The sequence below is a fragment of the Chitinophaga fulva genome, assembly GCF_012927205.1.
GTDB classification, from domain to species: domain Bacteria; phylum Bacteroidota; class Bacteroidia; order Chitinophagales; family Chitinophagaceae; genus Chitinophaga; species Chitinophaga fulva.
Window position 1 is genome coordinate 735,333 of record NZ_JABBGC010000004.1, and the last position, 23,344, is coordinate 758,676.

18 protein-coding genes are annotated in these 23,344 nt (G+C 48.3%); 10 read left to right on the top strand and 8 right to left on the bottom strand.

Features of this window, described 5'->3' with window-relative positions; genetic code table 11:
• Positions 1–168: 168 nt before the first annotated feature.
• Positions 169–1,770 (bottom strand): S41 family peptidase, encoded by a 1,602-nt coding sequence (locus HHL17_RS31385; RefSeq protein ID WP_169228759.1) that lies wholly within the window; start codon positions 1,768–1,770, stop codon positions 169–171.
• A gap of 208 nt (positions 1,771–1,978) precedes the next feature.
• On the opposite strand from HHL17_RS31385, the gene HHL17_RS31390 reads away from it, so the two are divergent.
• The 6 genes from HHL17_RS31390 (at position 1,979) to HHL17_RS31415 (ending at position 7,965) form a co-directional block, all read left to right on the top strand.
• Positions 1,979–2,827 carry an N-acetylglucosamine kinase gene (locus HHL17_RS31390; RefSeq protein ID WP_169228760.1) on the top strand — a complete coding sequence of 283 codons (849 nt, stop codon included), beginning with the start codon at positions 1,979–1,981 and terminating at the stop codon, positions 2,825–2,827.
• A 22-nt stretch (positions 2,828–2,849) separates the two neighbouring features.
• Complete coding sequence (murQ, locus tag HHL17_RS31395) at positions 2,850–3,668, top strand: N-acetylmuramic acid 6-phosphate etherase (RefSeq protein ID WP_169228761.1); 819 nt, start codon at positions 2,850–2,852, stop codon at positions 3,666–3,668.
• Between the two features lie 32 nt (positions 3,669–3,700).
• On the top strand, positions 3,701–4,264 hold the full coding sequence (locus tag HHL17_RS31400) for a hypothetical protein (protein ID WP_169228762.1): 564 nt from the start codon (positions 3,701–3,703) through the stop codon (positions 4,262–4,264).
• Positions 4,265–4,457: 193 nt separating this feature from the next.
• The gene (locus HHL17_RS31405) at positions 4,458–5,144 is read left to right on the top strand and encodes a succinate dehydrogenase cytochrome b subunit (RefSeq protein WP_169228763.1); all 687 of its coding nucleotides are present in this window, start codon (positions 4,458–4,460) and stop codon (positions 5,142–5,144) included.
• Positions 5,145–5,163: 19 nt separating this feature from the next.
• On the top strand, positions 5,164–7,137 hold the full coding sequence (locus HHL17_RS31410) for a fumarate reductase/succinate dehydrogenase flavoprotein subunit (RefSeq protein WP_169228764.1): 1,974 nt from the start codon (positions 5,164–5,166) through the stop codon (positions 7,135–7,137).
• A gap of 63 nt (positions 7,138–7,200) precedes the next feature.
• A complete protein-coding gene (locus HHL17_RS31415; protein ID WP_169228765.1) occupies positions 7,201–7,965 on the top strand; it encodes a succinate dehydrogenase/fumarate reductase iron-sulfur subunit in 765 nt (254 codons plus the stop codon).
• Positions 7,966–8,038: 73 nt separating this feature from the next.
• Here the strand turns inward: HHL17_RS31415 and HHL17_RS31420 are convergent, their stop codons facing one another.
• Genes HHL17_RS31420 through HHL17_RS31430 form a run of 3 tightly spaced genes read right to left on the bottom strand, consistent with a single transcriptional unit; the run spans position 8,039 to position 13,292 of the window.
• A complete protein-coding gene (locus HHL17_RS31420; RefSeq protein WP_169228766.1) occupies positions 8,039–9,079 on the bottom strand; it encodes a phytase in 1,041 nt (346 codons plus the stop codon).
• 58 nt (positions 9,080–9,137) lie between these two features.
• Complete coding sequence (locus HHL17_RS31425; RefSeq protein ID WP_169228767.1) at positions 9,138–10,505, bottom strand: hypothetical protein; 1,368 nt, start codon at positions 10,503–10,505, stop codon at positions 9,138–9,140.
• Between the two features lie 12 nt (positions 10,506–10,517).
• On the bottom strand, positions 10,518–13,292 hold the full coding sequence (locus HHL17_RS31430; protein WP_169228768.1) for a TonB-dependent receptor domain-containing protein: 2,775 nt from the start codon (positions 13,290–13,292) through the stop codon (positions 10,518–10,520).
• Positions 13,293–13,534: 242 nt separating this feature from the next.
• On the opposite strand from HHL17_RS31430, the gene HHL17_RS31435 reads away from it, so the two are divergent.
• Together HHL17_RS31435 and HHL17_RS31440 are read left to right on the top strand one after the other, a co-directional pair.
• A complete protein-coding gene (locus tag HHL17_RS31435) occupies positions 13,535–14,923 on the top strand; it encodes a Gfo/Idh/MocA family protein (protein WP_169228769.1) in 1,389 nt (462 codons plus the stop codon).
• Between the two features lie 170 nt (positions 14,924–15,093).
• Positions 15,094–17,139 (top strand): S9 family peptidase, encoded by a 2,046-nt coding sequence (locus HHL17_RS31440; RefSeq protein ID WP_206156236.1) that lies wholly within the window; start codon positions 15,094–15,096, stop codon positions 17,137–17,139.
• Between the two features lie 73 nt (positions 17,140–17,212).
• Here the strand turns inward: HHL17_RS31440 and murI are convergent, their stop codons facing one another.
• Positions 17,213–18,034, bottom strand: a complete 822-nt coding sequence (gene murI / locus HHL17_RS31445) for a glutamate racemase (RefSeq protein WP_169228771.1) — start codon at positions 18,032–18,034, stop codon at positions 17,213–17,215.
• A gap of 11 nt (positions 18,035–18,045) precedes the next feature.
• Positions 18,046–18,714 (bottom strand): carbonic anhydrase, encoded by a 669-nt coding sequence (locus tag HHL17_RS31450; protein WP_169228772.1) that lies wholly within the window; start codon positions 18,712–18,714, stop codon positions 18,046–18,048.
• Positions 18,715–18,872: 158 nt separating this feature from the next.
• Between HHL17_RS31450 and HHL17_RS31455 the strand changes: the two genes are divergently transcribed.
• Positions 18,873–20,516, top strand: a complete 1,644-nt coding sequence (locus HHL17_RS31455) for an ABC-F family ATP-binding cassette domain-containing protein (RefSeq protein WP_169228773.1) — start codon at positions 18,873–18,875, stop codon at positions 20,514–20,516.
• A gap of 87 nt (positions 20,517–20,603) precedes the next feature.
• Here the strand turns inward: HHL17_RS31455 and HHL17_RS31460 are convergent, their stop codons facing one another.
• Positions 20,604–20,999 (bottom strand): response regulator, encoded by a 396-nt coding sequence (locus HHL17_RS31460; protein WP_169228774.1) that lies wholly within the window; start codon positions 20,997–20,999, stop codon positions 20,604–20,606.
• A 534-nt stretch (positions 21,000–21,533) separates the two neighbouring features.
• On the bottom strand, positions 21,534–22,496 hold the full coding sequence (locus HHL17_RS31465) for a hypothetical protein (protein WP_169228775.1): 963 nt from the start codon (positions 22,494–22,496) through the stop codon (positions 21,534–21,536).
• Positions 22,497–22,599: 103 nt separating this feature from the next.
• Between HHL17_RS31465 and HHL17_RS31470 the strand changes: the two genes are divergently transcribed.
• Entirely contained in the window at positions 22,600–23,325 is a 726-nt protein-coding gene (locus HHL17_RS31470; protein ID WP_317166658.1) for a ribonuclease H-like domain-containing protein, read from the top strand.
• Positions 23,326–23,344 lie beyond the last annotated feature (19 nt).

Consider the following 23,344-nt stretch of genomic DNA (forward strand, 5'->3'; position numbering starts at 1 on the left):
AGCACATCGCCCATTGATACGATATCAATGGGCGATGTGCTTTTTATTATTACTTCTTTATTTTATTATCAGGTTCTATTCTCTGATCTTTATTCTCTGGTTTTATTCCCGCTCTGCTCTCTGTATCAATCTCCGCTCAATCAGGCGAATCAGCAATAATCCTGTCTATCAGCGGTCGCGGTTCAGTTCTTCCAGCGCTTTCTTCATTACCGGGTCAGTAGCATTGATTGTTTCATAGAACCCTTCTGTGCGGTACAACTGGCGGGCCAGCATGGCTTTGAGACGGGTTTTGATCTCGAGGTCGTCATGGCTGCTGAGGTGTTGCAGACCGGGCACGCTGTCTTTCTGTGCATAGGCCTTAAACTCTTCAAACAGGGCCGGGCTGGTCTGGAAGTTTTTGGTGAAGTCTTCTGCGTCCTTATAACGTTTGAAGGCCTCCTTGTTGCTGGTGTAATACTGATAAGCGAAATTGCTCAGTGTGTTACGTGTATAGATGGCCGTTAGTGACGGAGAGAAGCGGGAGGTATCAAACGGTACGAAAATATCAGGAGTGATACCGCCACCGCCATATACGCGGCGTCCGGAGGCTGTTTTGTAAGGAACGGTGTCAGTGATTTTGATACTGTCTTTGTTCACCAGTTCACCGTGGTGGAAACGTTCGAGGATATCTTCATCATAAGAGGTGCCGTCGCCGTAAGGCTTTTGGATGCTTCTGCCGGAAGGGATATAGTACCGGGCAACGGTGAGACGGAGTGCGCCGCCGTTGTCGAGATCATATTGTTCCTGTACCAGGCCTTTACCGAAAGTGCGGCGGCCGATGACAGCGCCACGGTCCCAGTCCTGTATAGCACCGGCGAGTATTTCACTGGCGGAAGCAGAGCCTTCGTCGGTGAGGATGGCCAGTGCGCCATGTTCAAACATGCCCGGGCGTTTAGTCTTATAATCGGTGCGTGGGTAGTCCTTACCTTTTGTATATACAATCAGTTTATTATCGTCCAGCAGTTCATCTGCAATGCGGACAGCGGCGTCCATGAATCCGCCCGGGTTCTGGCGTACGTCGATGATCAGTTTTACCATGCCCTGTTTTTCCAGCTTACGCATCGCTTTCATGAACTCATCGAAGGTAGTGGCGGAGAACTTGTTGATCTTGATGTAACCAATACCGGGAGCGGCCATATAGCTGGCATCCAGGCTGTAGATGGGAATGATACCTCTTTTAATAGGTACCTGTATTTTTTTCTGCTGGCGCAACAGGACCGTGTTGACAAGGGATCCTGCAGGGCCGCGCAGCAGTCTGCGGATTTTATCCGGGGTGATGCCATTGCCGGCTACGAGGCTGTCGTTGACTTTAAGGATCTTGTCGCCTGTTTGTACACCGGCCGCTTCTGAAGGGCCGCCACTCAGCACAGATATCACATTAACGGTATCGGCCGTGATGTTGAATTCCACGCCGATGCCCTGAAAGTTGCCTTCCAGGTCTTCATTTACAGCTTGTAACTGGGAAGGGGGAATATAGATAGAGTGAGGGTCGAGATGGCTCAGCAGGCCATCGATAGCCTCCTGTTGTACTTTATCGGCATCCAGTGTATCTACGTATTTTGTTTTGATGAGGTCCATCACTTCCTGTAATGGTCCCTTGGTGGGCTTGGTGAAGAAGACGGTCGTACCGCCGGTGTTGGACCCGGGCATTTTATGACCGAGGAACATCCCGATGGCCAGTACTACCGCAAAGAGAAGAGGTAAAAAAACATTCAGCTTCCTGTTTGACATAATTTGATTATTATCCCGCTAATTTATGACCAATCTAACCATGTAATATAAGCCGCAGGCGGAAGGAAATCTGCTGCGCGCATGCATCATCATAGCTTAAACTCGGGGGTGGCATTTGTTTTTATGAAACCCTTTTGTTTAAATTGTGACAAAAATAGCATAAATCAGGAGCAAACGCTTACGATTCTTTAATTTCATAAATTACAGGATGGCTGCAAGAACAAAGCTGATCGCTGACAGCGGATCTACAAAAACGGAATGGGCCTTGTTGGGAGACCACGAGCCGGGGATTTATAACACCCAGGGTGTGAGCCCTTATTTTCAGACAGCAGAACAGATCCGGCAGATCATGGAGGTGGAGCTTATCCCCCAGATGCCAGCCGGTACGGTGATTGACGAGGTATATTTTTATGGTACCGGTCTTGCCCAACAAAAAAATACCCAGCTGGTGACAGCATGCCTGAAGGATGTATGGCCTTCAGCCGCTATAGATGTCAACCATGACCTGATGGGAGCTGCCCGTGCGTTGTGCGGCCGTACGCCTGGTATCGCCAGCATCCTTGGCACCGGCTCCAATTCCTGTTTTTTTGACGGAACAACCATCGTGAAAAACAATCCGGGCCTGGGTTACATCCTGGGTGACGAAGGCAGCGGCGCCTATCTCGGCAGAAAAGTATTGCAATACTATCTGTACAATACCTTTGATGAAGAGCTGATGGCCCGTTTTGACCAGAAATATCAAACCAATAAAGACGAAATCCTCGAAAACGTATACCGTAAGCCACTGGCCAATCGTTATCTGTCAACGTATTCCACGTTCCTGTCCGAAAACAGAGGCCACTTCCTGATTGAAAATATCCTCGAAGACGGCCTGAATGACTTTTTCTTCAACCATCTGTATAAGTACCGGGAGAGCTGGACCACCTCCCTGCACTTCACCGGCGGCATCGCCTGGCACTTCCGGGATATCCTGAAAGAACTGTGTGAACTGTATGAACTGCCGCTCGGCAAAATCCTGCGCACTCCCATGGAAGGGCTCATTGAATATCATCGTTAATCAATTCTACAACAGATCATATATGGCATTTGTAAAAGTAACTGAACAGACTTCAAATTATCGTCACCTCGAAAAGATGAGCCTGACGGAATTATTGACCAACATCAATAACGAAGACCGGTCAGTTCCCGTGGCCGTGGAAAAATCTATTCCACAGATTGAAAAGCTCGTGGCAGCTATAGCAGACAAGATGCTGGCAGGAGGACGTTTGTTTTATATCGGCGCCGGTACCAGCGGCCGCCTGGGTATTGTGGATGCTTCTGAATGCCCGCCTACATTTGGTGTGCCGCAAGGACTGGTAATAGGCCTGATTGCCGGTGGCGATGCTGCCATCCGCAAAGCTGTGGAGTTTGCAGAAGATGACCGTGAACAAGGCTGGAAAGATCTGCAGGAATTTAATATCACCGATAAAGATGTGGTAGTAGGCATCGCTGCCAGTGGTACTACGCCCTATGTGATCGGTGCGCTCGATAAATGCCGCAGCAACGGTATCATTACCGGCAGCATCAGCTGTAACCCCGATTCACCTGTATCTGCCGCCGCCGATTTCCCGGTGGAAGTAGTGGTAGGACCGGAATTCGTGACCGGCAGCACCCGCATGAAAAGCGGTACCGCACAGAAACTGGTGCTGAATATGATCTCTACTGCCGTGATGATCCAGCTGGGCAGGGTAGAAGATAACAAAATGGTAAACATGCAGCTGAGCAACGAAAAATTAGTGGACAGAGGCGTGAAAATGCTGATGGAGAAGCTGTCTATCACAGATTATGAACAGGCGCAACAACTGTTGCTGAAGGCTGGCAGTGTGAAAAAAGCCATGGACGATTTTGCCAAAGCCTGATTTATTTTGACATTTGTAGCCGGAGACTACGCATGCATACTATCGAACCATATTATAACTGGAGGCACCTGTACGCCGCTGAAGAAGACGAACTATCGCCCTTCTATGGAAGGGAATACAGTGAATTTGAATTCTCGAATACGGTCTACAATTACTATGTTCACCCGCAGTGGGACGACTTTGGGTCCCGTAACCTGTACCTGAAAATCCTCTTCGCTGACTATCAGTACAACTTCGCCATTATCGAACTGCTGGGAGAATGGAACGATGCGATTGATAATGATATCATGACCCTCAAACGCGAAATCATCGATGTCCTCATTGCGGAAGGGATCTGCAAATTTATCCTCATCGCTGAAAATGTCATGAATTTCCACTCTTCCGATGACTGCTATTACGAAGAATGGTGGGATGATATCAAAGATGAAGGCGGATGGATCGTTGCACTGAATATGCCTGAACAAACCAGGCAGGAGTTTGAAAAAGCCCGCCTGCACCATTATATCCACCTGCTGGATGATGAAAAATGGCGAACATATCAACCACTGCATTTGTATAATATGATAGACAACATCATGCTAAAACGATTGGAATAATTTATATTATATTTTCAGTACAAAATGAAAGATAATATGCATAAAATGATTGATTTTCAGTTATATTATGTATTTGTTATTACGATCATGCATGTGAAAACCTGATAAATATCATTTGGTTTTTGTTTTTCCTGCGCTAAATTTGCCCGACATTTCAATCAACTTTAATACAAGGAAGCTTAGAATTTTACTTATGAAGTGGTCACAGTTTTTTAATACATCTATCGGTAAGAAGTTATTGGTAGGTGCTACCGGCTTGTTTCTTTGCAGTTTTGTTATTGTGCATCTGGCAGGTAACTTCCAGCTGCTGTACAACGACGAAGGCAAGGCATTTAACGCGTATGCCCAGTTCATGGGACATAACAGCCTGATTCAGTTCATCGCCTGGGGCCTGAAAGTGGTGATCATCCTCCACGCTCTGATCGCGCTGAAGCTCACATTTTCCAACAGGGCTGCCCGTCCGGTGAAATACGCTATCAATCCGGGCAATCAGACATCTTCCTGGTTCAGCCGCCAGATGGCGATCATGGGAAGCATCCTCCTTATTTTTATTGTGATTCACCTGGCTAACTTCTGGGGCAAATTCCACTACGCTGAAATGCCTACCCGCACTTATCCTGGCATCGAAGAACCACTGAAAGATCTCTATGCGCTGAGCTATGAAACTTTCCAGAACGTGTGGCTGGTAATCCTCTATGTGATTGGCATGATTGGCCTCTCTTTCCACCTGATCCATGGTTTTAAGAGCGCCTTCCAGACCTTCGGCCTGAATCACAAAAAGTACAACGGTTTGATCAACTTCGTAGGCGTATGGATCTTCGGTATCCTGATTCCTATTGGCTTTGCCCTGATCCCGATTGTTATCTATTTAAAAAAATAATTCTGTAAAGTAAGGATATATGTTGAACGCAAAAATTCCAGCCGGCCCATTAAATACTAAATGGGAAGACTATAAAGGACATTGTAAACTGGTAAACCCTGCCAACAAGCGCAGCCTCGAAGTGATCGTGATTGGTACTGGTTTGGCCGGCGCTTCAGCAGCGGCTTCATTAGGTGAGTTAGGGTATAAGGTTAAAGCATTCTGCTTTCAGGATAGTCCGCGTCGCGCGCACAGTATTGCTGCCCAGGGTGGTATCAATGCTGCTAAAAACTACCAGAACGACGGTGACTCCGTTTACCGCCTGTTCTATGATACAGTAAAAGGTGGCGACTACCGCGCCCGCGAAGCCAACGTGCATCGCCTGGCGGAGGTGAGTGGCAATATTATAGATCAATGCGTGGCCCAGGGTGTTCCCTTTGCCCGTGAATACGGTGGACTGCTGAGCAACCGCTCTTTCGGTGGTACACAGGTACAACGTACTTTCTACGCTGCCGGTCAAACCGGTCAGCAGCTCCTGCTCGGTGCTTACTCAGCCCTGGAGCGTCAGGTGGCACTGGGTAACGTGAAAATGTATTCCCGCCACGAAATGCTGGATATCGTTAAGATCGACGGCAAAGCACGCGGTATCATCGCCCGTGACCTGATCACCGGTGAACTGGAACGCCATTTCGGTCATGCTGTACTGATCTGCAGCGGCGGTTATGGTAACGTATTCTTCCTGTCCACCAACGCGATGGGCTCTAACGTAACGGCAGCCTGGAAAGCCACTAAAAACGGTGCTTACTTCGCCAACCCCTGCTTTACACAGATCCACCCTACCTGTATCCCGGTATCCGGCGATCACCAGTCCAAACTGACCCTCATGTCAGAATCACTGCGTAACGACGGCCGCATCTGGGTACCCAAAAAACAAAACGACAATCGCAAAGCCAGCGAAATTCCGGAAGAAGAAAGAGACTACTACCTGGAAAGAAGATATCCTGCCTTTGGTAACCTCGTTCCCCGCGACGTGGCCTCCCGCGCTGCGAAGGAAAGATGCGATGCCGGCTATGGCGTAGGTACTTCCAAACAAGCGGTATTCCTCGACTTCGCCGCTGCCATCGAACGTTATGGCAACATCGAAGCCGGTAAACGCCAGCTCTCCAATCTCTCTAAAGCAGAGATCATAAAACTGGGTAAAGAAGTAGTAGCGGAAAAATATGGTAACCTGTTCGATATGTACGCCAAAATCACCGGCGAAAACCCATACGAACAACCCATGCGTATCTATCCTGCCGTACACTATACCATGGGCGGCCTGTGGGTAGACTACGAACTGCAAACCACCGTTCCCGGCCTGTACTCCCTCGGTGAAGCCAACTTCTCCGATCACGGTGCTAACCGCCTCGGCGCTTCTGCACTGATGCAGGGCCTGGCAGATGGTTACTTCGTCATCCCTTACACCCTCGGTAACTACCTGGCAGATGAAATCCGCACCAAAGCTATCCCAACAGACCACCCGGCCTTCGTGGAAGCTGAAAAACAGGTGAAAGACACCATCTCCAAACTGATGGGCATCAAAGGAACCAAGTCTGTAGACCACTTCCATAAAAAACTCGGTAAGATCATGTGGGACAAGTGCGGTATGGCACGTAACGAACAAGGTCTGAAAGAAGCCATCGAAGAAATCAAAGCCCTGCGCGCTGAGTTCTGGAAAGATGTGCGTGTACCGGGTGTTGAAAAAGAATTCAACCCTGAACTGGAGAAAGCCGGCCGTGTAGCCGACTTCCTGGAACTGGGCGAACTGATGTGCATCGATGCGCTGCAACGCCGCGAATCCTGCGGTGGCCACTTCCGTGAAGAGTCCCAGACTCCGGATGGCGAAGCACAACGTGATGATGCTAACTTCAGCTACGTAGCTGCCTGGGAATACAAAGGCCCCGGCCAGTTTGAACTGCACAAGGAAGAACTGAAATTTGAAGAAGTAATTCCTTCTCAACGTAGCTATAAATAAGGGTATTGGCCCATTGCTTTACAGGGGGCCAGGATTGTAAAATAAAATAATTGTCCAGCGAATATGGAACATTATAACATGAACCTCACCTTAAAGGTGTGGAAACAAAAAAACACAAATGCTCAGGGTGGATTTGAAACATACGCTGTAAAAGATATTTCTTCTGAAATGTCTTTCCTCGAAATGTTTGACGTGCTGAACGAGCAACTGATCAACGAAGGAAAAGACCCGATCGCATTTGACCACGACTGCCGCGAAGGTATCTGTGGTATGTGCTCCATGCACATCAATGGCCGCGCACACGGTCCATGGGCTGGTACTACTACCTGCCAGCTGCACATGCGCGCTTTCAAAGACGGTGATACCATCACGGTAGAACCATGGAGATCTGATGCTTTCCCTGTACTGAGAGACCTCACTGTAGACAGAACTGCATTTGACCGTATCATCGAAGCGGGTGGTTATATCTCTGTAAACACCGGCAACGCCCAGGATGCTAACTGCCTCCCGGTTGATAAACACAAAGCGGACCTGGCCTTTGCGGCTGCGGCCTGTATCGGTTGTGGTGCCTGCGTGGCAGCTTGTAAGAACTCTTCTGCGATGCTGTTCGTGTCTGCAAAAGTTTCCCAGCTGGCACTGCTGCCACAAGGTGAACCTGAACGCCAGACCCGTGTGCTCAACATGGTGGCTCAAATGGACAAGGAAGGTTTCGGTAGCTGTACCAACACCGGCGCCTGCGAAGCAGAATGCCCGAAAGAAATCTCCCTCACCAATATCGCCCGCCTCAACAGAGAATTCATTGGCGCTGGCCTTAGTTCTGAGAAATAGTCTTGACTATATAATGCAAAAAAACGGCGCAGGTGTTTTACCTGCGCCGTTTTTTTTATGGATCGATGATCGGTTACTTAATCCTCGCTGCGATGTCACGCCAATCATAGTAATGGAAGGTCTTGTCTGTACTCATCACCACAAAAATACCCTGTGGATATTTAGGGCCAAGGTTGACATTCACCACATCGGAACCATCACTGTTGATAGCAGATACGGGTATCTTCGCCAGTAATGCCGGATGTGTATCTTCCCTGCGGTAGATGTTGAAACTGTTGGCATCCTGATCAGATACAAGAATAAAACCGGTACTGTCGCTTGTTTTGTAAATGCTGATGCCTTCGTTGTCGGCCTTGAATTCACCACTGCCAAATAACGCCAGCTCCTGATCTCCACGGGCAGGATCTGCATAATACCGGCGAACACCCGTCTGCTCATCTGAATAATACACATATCCCAGCTCGTTGTCTACCGCTACACTTTCAATTTCTTTCTTCCCGCTGTAGGCGCCAAATTTACGTACAACCGTTCCTGTTACTTGCCCTTTGCCGTTGTCGGTCAACTGGTACTGCCACAGGTAACCCTGTGCAGGACCGGATTTGCGGCTAACGATCGCAAAGATGGCTTTGTCTGTTGGCCGTGTGTACAGGCTGATGCCCATAGGGCCGCGCTCTTTTTCACCGGCAAACACTTCCAGGCCGCCATTGTCAATCGGCTCCATGTCCGGCAGACGGTAAATACGCAGTTTGTTGGTTTCCCGTTCTGTTGTCACAGCAATGTCCACCGGCTGATTGTTCAGCAGCAGACCATAGGCAATATCCACATTATTAGGCCGTTTCAGACCGGCGATCTTCTTTACGACCTGGCCATCCAGGTTGTATACATATAAAGCCCCGTCTGTGTTTTTATCTGTGCCGATGATCAGGCTTTTGCTGCTGTCAGCCTTGTTGATCCAGATGGCCGGATCATCGCTGTCATATTGTGTGACAGGGGTGACAGCCACCGGTTTTACCGCATCGGCAGCCGGTGCTGGTATAGGCTTATGTTGTTTGTTGTTACAGGCAGTGAAGCCGGCAAAGATGCCGGCTACTGCTACTATTTTTCCATATTTCATATAAAATCCCAAATCAGTCAATCCAATTACTAAATCTAAAAATAACCAAATAACCCCATTAATGCTGGTTACCGCTGCCATCCTGTTGATAAGCGCCAATGTCTTTACCAGGACGCATTACGTCGGCAGCAGCTTCTGTTTTGATCGTCGTGATATTCATGGGGGCAAACTGGCTGTTACCTTTTCCAACGGCCGGAGAAGTTGGCTTCACGCGGAAGTTGGAAGTGCCCTGTTGTAACAGTGGCAATGGTTGTTGTTTCCAGGTGATCGGTGGTGTTTTAACGGTGCCGCCGAGGGTGGTGTAGTCAAACTGATCTACATCATAAGTATAGAATGCAGGATTGTTTTGTTTGACCTCCCCATGGATATCTGTAGTGGTAAATACAGATACACCGTCTGTTGCATTGAACTGGTTCAACAGCGTAGGGGCGTTACCGTAAAACAGGTTATTGCCATAGGTGAGGTTGGCAAGGTCTGCACCGGTACCGGCGCCGCCTACTACGCGCATGCTTACACGACAGTTGATGAAGAGGTTATTGAACGCCTTTCCTTTCGCAAAAGCTTCGAAGTTGATACCGCCGCCACGGCCTTCTTTCGTTTGCCGGAAGCCGCAGTTGACCATGGTATTGTTGTAGATATATACATTGGCCTGCACGGTTTTATCACCGGAGTTGGATACTTTGAATGCATTGGTAGCTGCGCCGATGGCTACGTTGTACGCCACATCGCCAACAGTACCGGATTTCATGTTCAATGCTTCACCGCCTTTTTCACCGCACATTTCGAATGTGTTGCGCAGAATGCTGATACGGCCGCCATCTGTACGGATAGCATCGTCTTTACTGCCTCTGATCCAGCAATCTTCCAGGATGAAGTTCTTGTCCACATTGGCGAAGTAGATCATGTAACGAGGGTCGCCTGCTTTATACACGTCATTACCGATAGCCACAGGACCGCCGGCAAATTCAAGATGCGTCCATTTCAGGACCAGGTCACCACCTTGTTTGTCTTTAGCCGGTGTACACTGAATGCCGCCCCAGATGCCTTTAAAAGCATTGTCAGTGGTACGCAGTTGTTCTGATACGGTGATATAGTTAGGCGCATCTTTGGTGCCGAGGCTGATCAGGCTTCCGTTCACGGTAATCTGCGGGCTTTTCAGCTGGCTGCTGCCATCGCCGAGGGCAATCAGTTTTACGCCGCTTTGCATATAGAGGGTATCACCGTCATTGATGGTGATATCGGTAGCGAAATAGTAGGTTTTGCCAGCCAGCAGCGTACCCTGAATGGCGCCGGACAACGTGTCTGAAGTAATCGGTTTGCTGGGAGTGACCACCGGTTTGGATACCAGCACATCTGCTTCTTTATGGCAGGAAGTGAGGATAGTACCTGTGGTGATAGCGGCAAGTATATATTGATGCAATTTCATGTTCGTAAGGTTTTAGAGTTTGAAACGGAGGCCCAGCAGGTAAGTCTGGCCGTAAGTGTTTTTGCGTACAGATACATTTTTACCCACTGTTTGTTGCGGTACACCGGCGGCAGATTTTTCTGTGTTGGCGCTCTTGATGAACAGCTCATAAGGGGTGTTCAGCAGGTTGCCCACTTTGGCGTAAGCATACAGTTTCTTCCAGATTCTTTTTTCGGCAGAGAAATCCAGTTGCACAAAGCCTTTCTGCCAGATATCGTTGTTGTAAAACTGTGATACGATGTCAATACGTTCGCCGGTATATACCATGGCCAGTTGTGCGTCGAGGCCGGAATGTGCGTCCTTGTACAGCAGGGAGAGGTTACCGATATGTTTGGATTGTCCTTGCAGCGGGCGTTCCTGGCTAACGGTTTTCTGGGTGATGTTACCGTTGTCTTCACGGTACCACTGCATTTTATTGCTGGTGATGGAAGAGTTGGTATAGGTATAGTTCAGACGGATACCAAATTTGCGGATATACTTGGCGGCTTCCAGTTCAAAACCATAGTTGGTAGCGGTACCGAAGTTACCGCTCATTAGGTTGATACTGCGGCCGTTTTGTACCAGTGCAGATTCAATCGGGTCTTTGATGCGTTTGTAGAATACGCCTGCCAGCAGCTGGTCCAGTGCTTTGGGGAAGTATTCATAACGTAAGTCGAAGTTATCGGAGGTAGCTCTTTTCAGATACGGGTTGCCCACTTCAGGATAATCCTGGTCAGGATCTCCGCCGCGGTGAGGAATCATTTCATAGAAACCAGGGCGGCTGATAGCGGAGTAGTAGGAGAGACGCACATTTTGTTTGTTGTCAGGCATGTACTTGAAGTGGATGCCTGGCAGCACGTCTACATATTTAACAGAGCCGGTTTTACCTTCTACGGAAGATGGCACGGCAGATTCCCAGGAAGCTTTGGTATGTTCTACCCTAATGCCGGCGAGGGTTTGCAGGCGGCCGATCTGGAATTTTACCTGGCCGTAATAAGCAGCCACGTTTTCAGTGAAATCATAGTTCAGGGCATTGTCAGGAGCACCAACCCTGTTGAAGAGGGAGAGTTTGTGTGCGTCGATGTCACCATTGAAAGCCTGCGTGGTGGAGTCGGGGCGCAGCGTGTATTCGTCATAGTAACTATGGCGTTGTTTGTTGCGGTACATTCCGCCTACAGAGATTTCTGTTTTTACATTCCCGATTTTCGGTGTGTAAACGAAGTTGAGATAGCCACTTTTATCTTCGTCTGAGTTGCGGGCCCATTCGTGGGTAACGCCTTCCAGCGCATCCAGCAACACAGGCTCTTGTTTCAGGGTGTTGTCTTTCTGAGGAGTAACACCGGTGTTCACATTCAGTTCAGTACGGTTAGGTATGTTGGCAGTGGCTTTGGAGTAAACGGCAGACCAGTTCATATGCAGGTGGTGGGCCAGTTTGTGGTCGCCCTGCAAGGTAAAGTTGCTGATCTGTTGTACGCTGCGTTCGCTGCGGTAGTTGTTGCTCACCCTGCCGGAACCCGGTACGGTGCGGCCCAGTTCGAGGCTGGTGTCTGTGCTGAAGCGGAACAGGTTCTGGCCCAGGTTCATATAGGCAGCATATAAGGAGATCTGGTGATCGTCATTGAACTCGTAATCCACTTTAGCGTGCATGCCTGTCCGTTGTTGCTGGATAGAATACGTCCTGTTTTTGGCGGCAGTGAAAGCGGGGGTGTTATCGTTTTTGTCCACTTCCGTTTGTAGGTATAGGGATTCGTTGGAGCGATAAGTATTTTGATAGCTGATGCCTGCGATGGCGCCCAGTTTACCATTTTTGCTGCGGCCACCGGCGCTGATGCCAAACACACTGGCTACCGGGGCTTTGCTGGTATTCAGGTGCAGCGGGGTGTTGGTGAAATCGTTGATGTTGGCTTCGTAGTTGTTGCCGTTGCGGATACGCGGAGATGTTTTGGTAGAGCCGCTTCTGCTGAAACGGGTGAAGTCATTGTCAAACAGCGTTTGTGCGTAACCGATAGCGGCATTGGCATTCAGCATAAAATGTTTCGGGGCGTCTTTCATCACCATGTTGGTGGCGCCGCCGATGGCATCGCCTTCCATATTGGGGGTGACGGCTTTATATACTTCGAGGCGGTCTACCAGGTCGGCCGGGAAGATGTCGAGCGGAACATACCTGTTTTTGTTGTCCGGGCTGGGGATTTTGATACCGTTGATCAAAGTGTACTGGTATCTTTTGTCCATGCCACGGATGATCGCATACTGGCCGTCGCCGTTGTTGCTGCGTTCCAGTGATACGCCGGATATACGTTGCATAACGTTGGCGATGGTGATGTCCGGAGATACCTGGATAGCGGCGGCAGACACTGCGTTCAGCACCATATCTGCTTTTTGCACGGTCTTCAGTACGCTTTTCTCGCTGCCTTTGTCACCTTTACCGGTAACGGTAAGGGTTTTCAGGGCTACATCTTTAGATTCCATTTCGATGTTCAGGCTGCTCACCTGTCCTTCGCAATGGATTTTCTTTTCCACTTCATGATGTCCGAGGTCTTTTACCTTGATTTCATAATCGCCCACTGGTACATTGCGGAAGACGAAACTGCCGTCCAGACCGGTGGTACCGGTAGCGGTATAGTGTTCGTTTTTCAGCTTCACCGCTGCACCTGTCAGCGGTTGACCTGTTTGTTTGTCGGTTACAGTTCCTTTCACGCCGGTGGTTGTTTGTGCGATGGCACCAATTCCCGACATGATAAAGATGAATAATGGTAAAAATAACTTCATACAGTACAGCATTGTTTAGTTGGGGCGAAATAACCGCTCTTCCAGCACTGTAGCACTATAGAGGCCATTAAGTCTTTATGAAGGAATTATGAAGTTTGTATTAAGTTTCCGCAAACACGCTGAAGCGTTTTAGCAGTCCATCGAAATATGCTATTGACCGCTCATAATTCGTTTGCATGATTGCTGATATTTTTTATTATCATAGTACCGCTTTTAAAATCTTATTAAAATCTTGTTGGAATATGTCAGACAAATCCCGTAGGAAGTTTATCAAACATATAGGCAGCACTGCGGCGCTGCTGGGCATCGGCCAGCTGGCAGCCCTGGCAAAAGAAAATGAACCGGTGACCATCCTGCAACCGGAGAAACCATTTTCCGCCAACGATAAAATCCGTGTTGCCTGCGTAGGCATGGGCATCATGGGCTTCGGCGACGTGGATACTGCTATTAAAGTACCGGGCGTGGAATTCGTGGCAGCAGCCGATCTCTATACAGGCCACCTGGACCGCGTAAAAGAGGTATATGGCTCCCAGATATTTACCACCCGCGATTACCGTGAACTGTTGCACCGGAAAGATATTGACGCCATCATTGTGGCCACGCCCGATCACTGGCATGATACGATCTCCATCGCGGCGATGGAAGCGGGTAAGGCCGTGTACTGCGAGAAACCTATGGTACAGCAGATAGAAGAAGGTCATAAAGTGATTGCCACGCAGCAACGCACCAAAGCGGTGTTTCAGGTGGGCAGTCAGCGGGTGAGCAGCATCGCCATGGCGGAGGCGCGTAAACGTTACCAGGCCGGCGAAATTGGTCAGCTGAACGTAGTGGAAGCCCGCATGGACCGCCACAGCGCACTCGGCGCCTGGCAGTATTCCATTCCTACCGACGCTTCCCCCGCTACAGTGGATTTTGACACCTTCCTGAAGGATACGGCCAAAATGCCTTTTGATGCAAAACGTTTCTTCCGCTGGCGCAACTATCAGGCGTATGGCACCGGTATCCCCGGCGATCTGTTTGTACACCTGATTTCCGGCCTGCATTTCATCACCGGCTCTCTCGGCCCCACCAGCATCTATGCCAGCGGTAACTTGGTACAGTGGAAAGACGGCCGTGATGTGCCCGATGTGGTAGTGGCTATTTTCGACTATCCGGAAACGAAAGAACATCCTGCCTTCCAGATGACGCTCCGCGTGAACTTCGCAGACGGCAGCGGCGGTGGTGAATATACACGCCTGATCGGTACAGACGGCGTGATGGAAATGGGATGGAACGACTTCAAAATCAAAAAACATAAACTGCCCGAAGCTCCCGGCTATGGCGGATGGGACACCTTCCGCACTTTCACTGAAAAACAACAGGCTGAGTATGTGAAAGATTACAACGCCCGCTACGGCGCCAACGCCGGCAAACCGGCGGAGACTTCCAGCAACTACGCAGCCCCCGCAGGTTACGACGACCGGCTGGACCACTTCAAAAATTTCTTTGAATCCATGCGTACAGGCAAGACCGTAGTAGAGGATGCCACCTTTGGCCTCCGTGCTGCCGGCCCGGCACTGGTCACCAATCAGAGCTACTTCAGCAAAAAACAGCTCCGCTGGGACCCGGTAAAAATGCGTGTGCTGGCTTAATCAATACATTATCAACATATGGGCGTCATGGTATTCTTTCCATGGCGCTTTTTTATGCATAAAATATCGGCAATTGCTTAAATTGAGTAAAACCTATTTCCATGAAGAATGTAAGCTTACTTTTACTTACAGGAATTGTGTTAATGTCTTGTCACGAAAAGAAAAAAAATATGAATAATCAGGAGAACATCCAGCCACCCGTTGCAGAAAAGATACCGAAAGAACTGACGATACACGGAGACACCAGAATTGATAACTATTATTGGATGAACGACCGGGAAGATCCTAAAGTACTGGCCTGGCTGAATGCCGAAAACGCCTATCTGGACACTGTGATGGCCCCCGAAAAAGAATTGCGGGGCAAACTGTTTGAAGAAATGAAAGGCCGTATCAAAGAAACGGATATGAGCGTGCCTTATCTCAAAAACGGGTACTACTATTACTCCCGCTACGAAAAAGGAAAAGAATATCCTATCTACTGCCGCAAAAAAGGCAGCCTCGAGGCAGATGAGGAAATCATCCTCAATGTGAACGACCTCGCTGCCGGCCATGCCTATTGTCAGGTAGCAGGACTGAGCATCAGCCCCGATACCAAACTGCTGGCCTATGGCATCGATACGGTTAGCCGTCGCCGTTATACCATCCATGTGAAGAACCTGGAAACCGGCGAAACCCTCACGGATGCTATCCAGGAAACAACCGGCGGTTCCTGCTGGGCCAACGATAACAAGACGCTCTTCTACAGCCGCAAAGATACCGTTACCCTCCGGGCTGACCGTATTATGAAACACTTGCTGGGCAATGATGCTGATAAAGAGGTATATCACGAGAAAGATGAAACTTTCAGTCTCAGTTTACAGAAAACCAAATCGGGCAAATACATCGTTATCCACAGTGGCAGCACCCTTTCTGCTGAAAGCCTTATCCTCGACGCCTCCAAACCTGATGGCGCCTTCTCCGTTTTTCAGCCGCGCACCAAAGACATGTTGTACGACATCGATCATAAAGGCGATAAGTTCTACATCGTGACCAACTGGGACGCCCTGAATTTCCGGCTGATGGAAACACCGCTGAACCAAACCGGCCGTGACCACTGGAAAGAAGTGATCCCTCACCGCAGCGACGTGCTGTTAAGCAGCATCGATGTGTTCAAGGATTTTCTGGTGCTGGAAGAAAGAAAGAACGGGCTTACCCAGATCCGTGTGATCAATGATAAAACACATGAGGACAAATACCTTTCTTTTGCAGAACCGGCTTACGATGCTTACCTGGGCATCAACCCGGAGATGGACAGCAAAGAACTGCGCTACCAATACACTTCCATGATCACGCCCACCTCTGTGTACGATTATAACATGGAAACAGGCAAGCAGGAACTGAAACGGCAGCAGGAAGTACTGGGCGGTTATGATCCCAAAAATTACGCTACCGAAAGGCTGATAGCTACGGCTACAGACGGTACTAAAATTCCCATTTCCATCGTCTATAAAAAAGATTTCCACAAAAACGGCAAAGGCCCGCTGTTGCTCTATGGTTACGGGTCTTATGGCCATAGCCTGGACGCAGGTTTCAGCTCCAACCGAATCAGCCTGCTGGACCGTGGTTTTGCTTTCGCTATTGCGCATGTGCGTGGCGGACAGGAAATGGGACGTCAGTGGTATGAAGATGGTAAGATGTTCAAAAAGAAAAACACCTTTACTGATTTTATCGACTGTGCGGCCTACCTGGTGAAGGAGAACTATACCAATCCGGGCCAGCTGTATGCCATGGGTGGCAGTGCCGGCGGCTTGCTGATGGGCGCGGTGATCAACATGCGCCCCGATCTGTTCCACGGCGTGGTGGCACAGGTGCCGTTTGTGGATGTGGTGACCACCATGCTGGATGAAAGCATTCCGCTTACTACCGGTGAATTTGATGAGTGGGGCAATCCGAAAAACAAAGACTCTTATGAGTATATGAAATCCTATTCTCCGTATGATAACGTGACTGCCAAGGCATATCCCAATCTGCTGGTGACCACCGGTCTGCACGATTCACAGGTGCAATACTGGGAGCCGGCCAAATGGGTGGCCAAGCTACGGGAGCTGAAAACAGACCACCATCTGGTACTGTTGCATACAGATATGGAAACGGGCCACGGTGGCGCTTCCGGAAGGTTTGAGGCCTTAAAGGAAGTGGCGCTGGAATACGCTTTCCTGCTGAAGCTGGCGAAATAAGCGCATAAAAGCATCCAATAAAAAAAGACGCTGAGGACATCCTCAGCGTCTTTTTTGTTTATAACGTTATCGCCTATACGGTCAGCGGCAGTTTTTCTGACTGTACTGTTTTACCGTAGAAGATTTCTGCCATCATATCAAAGATGGCCGGATCGTCGGTGGTGAAGAAACGGCGCTGGTCATTCCTGCTCAGGCGGGATTCCATTTCCGGGTGGCGCTTCAGATAGTCTTTGAGGCTGTGGGCCACAATTTTGCCTTGTGAGAGAACGGTGATGCCGCCGGGGAGGTGCTGCCGTATTTTTTTCATCAGCAGGGGATAGTGGGTGCATCCCAGTACCAGTGTGTCTATATTGGACGACTGGGAGAGGATTCTATCCAGGTACTCCTTGACGAAATAGTCGGCGCCATCGCTTTCGTGTTCGTTGTTTTCCACCAGCGGTACCCACATGGGGCAGGCCAGCTGGTAGGTTTGTACTTCCGGGAAGAATTTTTTGATTTCTATCGGATAGGACTCAGAAGCAACGGTCCCTTTGGTGGCCAGAATGCCCACTTCACCGGTTTGGGTGAGGGTTCCTACCATTTCGGTGGTAGGGCGTATCACGCCCAGCACCCGTCTGTCGGGCGCTATCCGTGGCAGGTCTTTCTGCTGTATGGTACGCAGCGCTTTGGCCGAGGCGGTGTTACAGGCGAGAATGACCAGCGGGCAGCCCATATCAAACAGCTGCTGCACACACTGCAGGGTATAGGCATGGATGGTTTCAAAGCCACGGCCCCCATAAGGGGTACGGGCGTTGTCACCGAGGTAGATATATTCGTATTGCGGCAGTTCCGCGATGATCTCTTTCAGCACGGTAAGCCCGCCGTAGCCGGAGTCAAAAACACCGATAGGCCCCATAGTCGTATGCTTTATTGATTGTTATTGTCTTTTTGCATCATACCGGAACCGGTGAGGTCGTATATCCGCTGAATTTCATGCAGTACGCCTTCGAAGTCTATTTCGAGATCTTTCAGCTGGCCATTTTTGATATCATATACCCATCCATGTACGACAGGGTAACCTTTGGCCAGGTAGGATTTTTGTACGGCAGCTGTTTTGATGACGTTGATAGCCTGTTCCTGCACATTCAGTTCCACGAGGCGGTTGTAACGGTCGTGTTCATCTGTGATGGCGTTGAGCTCATCCATATGGAGGCGGTATACGTCCCGGATGTTACGCAGCCATGGGTTGAGGATGCCCAGATCTTTGGGTTGCATGGCGGCTTTTACGCCTCCGCAGTTGTAGTGGCCGCAAACAACGATGTGTTTCACTTCCAGGTGTACTACGGCATAGTTGATCACCGCCATCACGTTCAGATCGGTGTTGGGCACTACATTGGCGATATTACGGTGCACAAATACTTCACCGGCTCCCAGTCCCATGATCTCATTGGTAGGTACCCGGCTGTCGCTACAACCGATATAGAGGTACTCCGGCGTCTGGCTGTCGGCCATTTTTTCAAAGAACTCCGCGTCGGTGGCCAGTTTGGAAGCTATCCACTGGCGGTTGTTTTCAAATACCTGGTTATAACTTGTCATTGCCGTGTTTTTTTGTGCTAAAGATACGTACAGAAAGGTTACAGGAATACAAACCCTTAAAAATCAATCGTTAAATATTGATTTTGATATAGATCTGTTAACTTGGAATCCAGTTATAGTATTCGTACCTTTGCAGCTTCAAAATTTACATAGCCAGCATGATCAGTGTTAAAAACGTAACGCTCTCTTTTGGAAAGAGAGTATTGTTTGACGAAGTAAACCTCAATTTCACGAAAGGGAACTGTTATGGTGTGATTGGGGCTAATGGAGCGGGTAAATCTACCTTCCTGAAAATATTGTCCGGCGAAATAGAGCCGAACAAAGGCACCGTGGAAATCACTCCCGGCGAGCGCATGAGCGTACTGAAACAGAACCACTTCGAGTTTGATGAGGTTACAGTACTGAATGCGGTGTTGATGGGCAATAAGAAGCTGTGGGAGATCGCCAAGGAAAAGGATGAGATATACGCTAAAGAAGATTTTTCTGAGGAAGACGGTATGCGCGCCGGTGAACTGGAAGCAGAATACGGCGAAATGGGCGGTTACACTGCAGAAAGTGATGCAGGTGTACTGCTGGGCGACCTCGGTGTAAAAGAAGAATTGCATAGCGTGCTCATGAAAGATATCCACGGTAGCCTGAAAGTAAGGGTACTGTTGGCACAGGCACTGTTCGGTAATCCCGATATCCTGCTGCTGGATGAGCCCACGAACGACCTGGACGTGGAAACTATCGGCTGGCTGGAAAACTTCCTGGCCGACTACGAAAATATCGTGATCGTAGTATCCCACGACCGTCACTTCCTTGATGCGGTATGTACGCATGTGGCCGACGTGGACCGTGCGAAAATCCAGATCTTCTCCGGTAACTATACTTTCTGGTATGAGTCTTCCCAGTTGATGGCCCGCCAGATCGCTGATAAGAACAAGAAGATGGAAGATAAGCGGAAAGACCTGATGGACTTTATCGCCCGCTTTAGCGCCAACGCTTCCAAAAGTAAACAGGCGACTTCCCGTAAGAAAGCCCTCGAAAAACTGGTTATTGAAGATATTCAGCCTTCTAACCGTAAATACCCGGGCATTATCTTCAAACAGCAGCGTGAGGTAGGTAACCAGATCCTGAATGTGGAAAAACTGGAAAAAGCAGTGGATGGCCGTAAACTCTTCACAGATGTAAGCTTCTCTATCAACAAAAATGATAAGGTAGCTTTCCTGTCTAAAGATCACCTGGCGCTGACTACCTTCTTCCAGGTTATTAAAGACGAAGTGGCTGCAGACAGCGGTAAAATAGAATGGGGTACAACCGTTACCAACGCTTATCTGCCTAACGATAACTCCGGTTACTTTACAGATCCGTCCCTGAACCTGCTGGACTGGCTGCGCCAGTACGTGCCTTCACACGTTACTGACGTGGATGAGCCTTTCCTGCGCGGATTCCTGGGTAAAATGCTCTTCGCCGGCGACGAGATCATGAAGAAAACTTCCGTACTGAGCGGTGGTGAAAAAGTACGTTGCATGGTGAGCCGTATGATGCTGCAGGACCCTAACGTGGTGATCCTCGATGAGCCTACCAACCACCTGGACCTGGAGTCTATCCAGTCTTTCAACGAAAGCATGATCAACTACAAAGGTATTGTGCTGTTCACCACACATGACCATACGTTCATGCAGTCTGTGGCGAACCGTATCATCGAACTGACGCCTAAAGGCATCATCGACCGTATGATGACTTTCGACGAATACCTGTCAGACGAACGCGTGAAAGCACTGCGCGAAGAAATGTATAACAATGCAGTCTTTGCATAAGAAAATAAATAAAGCATAAAAACGAAGACCTGAGCATTTGCTCAGGTCTTCGCTTTTTTAGTTGGAATAGTAGTTAGTATGCAAGGACTAAAGGTATTCTTCAATTACCTTCATTTTATTCTTGTCCAGTGGCTTGGTAATATACGCCATCAGTTCAGGGGTATGTTGTACTTTTTGCATGTCACGTACATCTACAGAAGAGGAGCACATGATAATAGGAATATTGTTTTTGAGCGATGATTTCAGTCCGCGGTATGCCTCAATAAAATCCCATCCGTTCATCCGTTGCATGTTCATGTCCAGGATGATAAGAGAGGGCAGTGTGGGTTGTGGGTTGCTGGATAATTGTTCCAGGGCTTCTTCTGCACACAGGAAGGAAGTAATGACAAGATTATCGTCCTGTTGCACCAACATCTTTTTGATAATGAAGTGGAAAATTTCATCATCATCTACAACGTACACTATTTTGTTCATGTCTTCCATGCTTATGGTTTAATTGGGCTGCTGAACTGGTCCTGTCAAATAGCATCGGCGCACAAAAAAAGAGGGGAATGCAATTCCTGTATCAGAGTTCCTGTTCGCATTAAATGACCACGATTTTCAGGGCATAACAAATACTGAAATCGCAGATCGTTTTCATGACATAAAACGGGTTAAAGCTGGTACATACTCAGGTCACATCCTCGATTCAAAAGCATTGGTCCCGGTTATCCCACCATTTTGGGTGGCCTTAGGCTATTTTGTAATTATAGTCGCAAAGAACGTTAATTTAATTTTATTTTTATATATAACTTTTTATCAATAACTAATCGTTAACAATTAGTAACGGTTAAAAAATTATCAGTAATCCGCGCTGATAGTGCCTTTGGAAAGAAATCTAATCTTGATCGGGGAGATAAAACGTTTACATTTATGTTACTTGTGTCCCAAAAAATAGTGAGGTTACATTTCGTGAAACCGCATAAAAAAAGCAGGACATTACTGCCCTGCTTTTTTATGTTGATATCTTTCTGTTGATTAAAACAGACCGCCTTTTCTCAAGGTAACTTTACCCTGACCGATCTTGAAACCGTTATGATAGATTTCAACGGTATAATCACCTACTTTATAGTCAGAATTTTGTTTCCAATCCATGGTTACGGATTGTTTCTGACCAGTTGTGTAAGCCACGGTTTTTTTGGTGGTATACAGTTTTTCGGTACCATCTTCCAGTGTGAACCTGCCGGAACCCAGTGCTTCTACAGCCAGCGGGGTGTTGTCAGGAGCAGTGATCGCCACGAAAATTTCCTTGTCACCAGTAGGAGCAATTCTGTTGTCGTCAAGGTCGAAGCTTACCCGCATCATATCTGCACGTTTAGCTTTGGAAGTTTCCACTTCCTTGCCGTTGTGTTTTATGCGGAGCGGCAGCAGCTGGATATTAGAAGCATGTAACACAGAACCCAGGTCTACTTTTTTGTTCAGGCTGTCTTTTACAACGCCCACGGAGTCCCTTTCTTTACGGGCTACATCTCTTTCACCGGCCAGTACAATTTTTTCACCTTCCAGGCGCTCGATGGTCTGTTGATAACCTTCGATGCTGGATTTCAGTTGTTCAATCAGGCGACGTGCTTCAGCCAACTGGGACTGTGTAGCATTTTTATTGCTCAGGATACTGGAAATACGTGCTTTCATATCCTGAATTTCTTTATCCTTGGTTTTCACCAGGCTGTCCATACGGGTATTCTGGGAAATCAGATCGTCCAGACGGGCGTTGGCAGCGTTATATTCCTGCTGTAAAGCATCACGGGACGAAGAAATAGAGTCTACCTGAACTGTTTTTTGTGCGATTTGCTCACTGGATTTATTTTTGTCGTACAACATGTAAATCCAGGTACCTGCCAGAGCCGCAATTAAAATACCGTAAATTAGACCATTGCGGCTGCGCGGTTTTTCTGGTCCGGGTGAACCCGGTGCAGGTGTGTTAAAAGTGTTCTCAGTCATAGTTGTTTGTTTTATGTTTAATTGTTATATGGTTAAAAATCCTTATTCAAAATTACTATAATAATAGAATATATTTTATCAAACACATAAAAGTCATCAAAACGTGTTACCTAATACAGGATTAGATCAGTTATTGTTGTTGGACATAGAAACAACTCCGGCTACAGCGGCTTTGGAACAGTTGCCGGACGACATGCAACGGCTCTGGGGAGAAAAAATGGCAAAAACTGCGCCAGAATCAGAAAATGAAGCGGAACTATACGCGGACAGGGCAGGGATCTACGCCGAATTCGGAAAAATTATATGTATATCCGTCGGTTTCTTCAGCCTGGAAAATAATGCCTATCATTTGCGGATGAAATCATTTTATAATGACGATGAGGCAATTGTGCTCAATGGTTTTTTAGCATTAGTAGATAAGTTTCATACGAAATATCCCCACTTCCAGTTTGCCGGGCATAACATAAAAGAATTTGATATTCCTTTTATTTGCCGCCGGTCTGTTATTCATCAGTTATCTTTGCCCAAGCCTTTGCAGCTACACGGCTTTAAACCATGGGAAATGCCCCTGCTGGACACCCTCCAGCTCTGGCGCTTCGGAGATATGCGGCATTACATTTCCCTGAAACTGCTCACCGCGGTGCTGGGCATAGAAACGCCCAAAGACGATATCGACGGCAGCATGGTAGGAAAAGTATACTGGAACGACCACGACCTGGAAAGGATAGTGGCCTACTGCCAGAAAGATGTGACAGCCGTGGCCCAACTACTGCTCCGGTTTAAAAGACTGCCCCTGTTAAAGGATGAACAGGTAACCCTGGTGAAATAAAATCAGGCGGACCCAACAA

Coding starts and splice junctions, on each gene's coding strand:
- HHL17_RS31385 (WP_169228759.1), bottom strand. CDS start 1,770: ATGTCAAACAGGAAGCTGAATGTTTTTTTACCTCTTCTCTTTGCGGTA.
- HHL17_RS31390 (WP_169228760.1), top strand. CDS start 1,979: ATGGCTGCAAGAACAAAGCTGATCGCTGACAGCGGATCTACAAAAACG.
- murQ (WP_169228761.1), top strand. CDS start 2,850: ATGGCATTTGTAAAAGTAACTGAACAGACTTCAAATTATCGTCACCTC.
- HHL17_RS31400 (WP_169228762.1), top strand. CDS start 3,701: ATGCATACTATCGAACCATATTATAACTGGAGGCACCTGTACGCCGCT.
- HHL17_RS31405 (WP_169228763.1), top strand. CDS start 4,458: ATGAAGTGGTCACAGTTTTTTAATACATCTATCGGTAAGAAGTTATTG.
- HHL17_RS31410 (WP_169228764.1), top strand. CDS start 5,164: ATGTTGAACGCAAAAATTCCAGCCGGCCCATTAAATACTAAATGGGAA.
- HHL17_RS31415 (WP_169228765.1), top strand. CDS start 7,201: ATGGAACATTATAACATGAACCTCACCTTAAAGGTGTGGAAACAAAAA.
- HHL17_RS31420 (WP_169228766.1), bottom strand. CDS start 9,079: ATGAAATATGGAAAAATAGTAGCAGTAGCCGGCATCTTTGCCGGCTTC.
- HHL17_RS31425 (WP_169228767.1), bottom strand. CDS start 10,505: ATGAAATTGCATCAATATATACTTGCCGCTATCACCACAGGTACTATC.
- HHL17_RS31430 (WP_169228768.1), bottom strand. CDS start 13,292: ATGAAGTTATTTTTACCATTATTCATCTTTATCATGTCGGGAATTGGT.
- HHL17_RS31435 (WP_169228769.1), top strand. CDS start 13,535: ATGTCAGACAAATCCCGTAGGAAGTTTATCAAACATATAGGCAGCACT.
- HHL17_RS31440 (WP_206156236.1), top strand. CDS start 15,094: ATGAATAATCAGGAGAACATCCAGCCACCCGTTGCAGAAAAGATACCG.
- murI (WP_169228771.1), bottom strand. CDS start 18,034: ATGGGGCCTATCGGTGTTTTTGACTCCGGCTACGGCGGGCTTACCGTG.
- HHL17_RS31450 (WP_169228772.1), bottom strand. CDS start 18,714: ATGACAAGTTATAACCAGGTATTTGAAAACAACCGCCAGTGGATAGCT.
- HHL17_RS31455 (WP_169228773.1), top strand. CDS start 18,873: ATGATCAGTGTTAAAAACGTAACGCTCTCTTTTGGAAAGAGAGTATTG.
- HHL17_RS31460 (WP_169228774.1), bottom strand. CDS start 20,999: ATGGAAGACATGAACAAAATAGTGTACGTTGTAGATGATGATGAAATT.
- HHL17_RS31465 (WP_169228775.1), bottom strand. CDS start 22,496: ATGACTGAGAACACTTTTAACACACCTGCACCGGGTTCACCCGGACCA.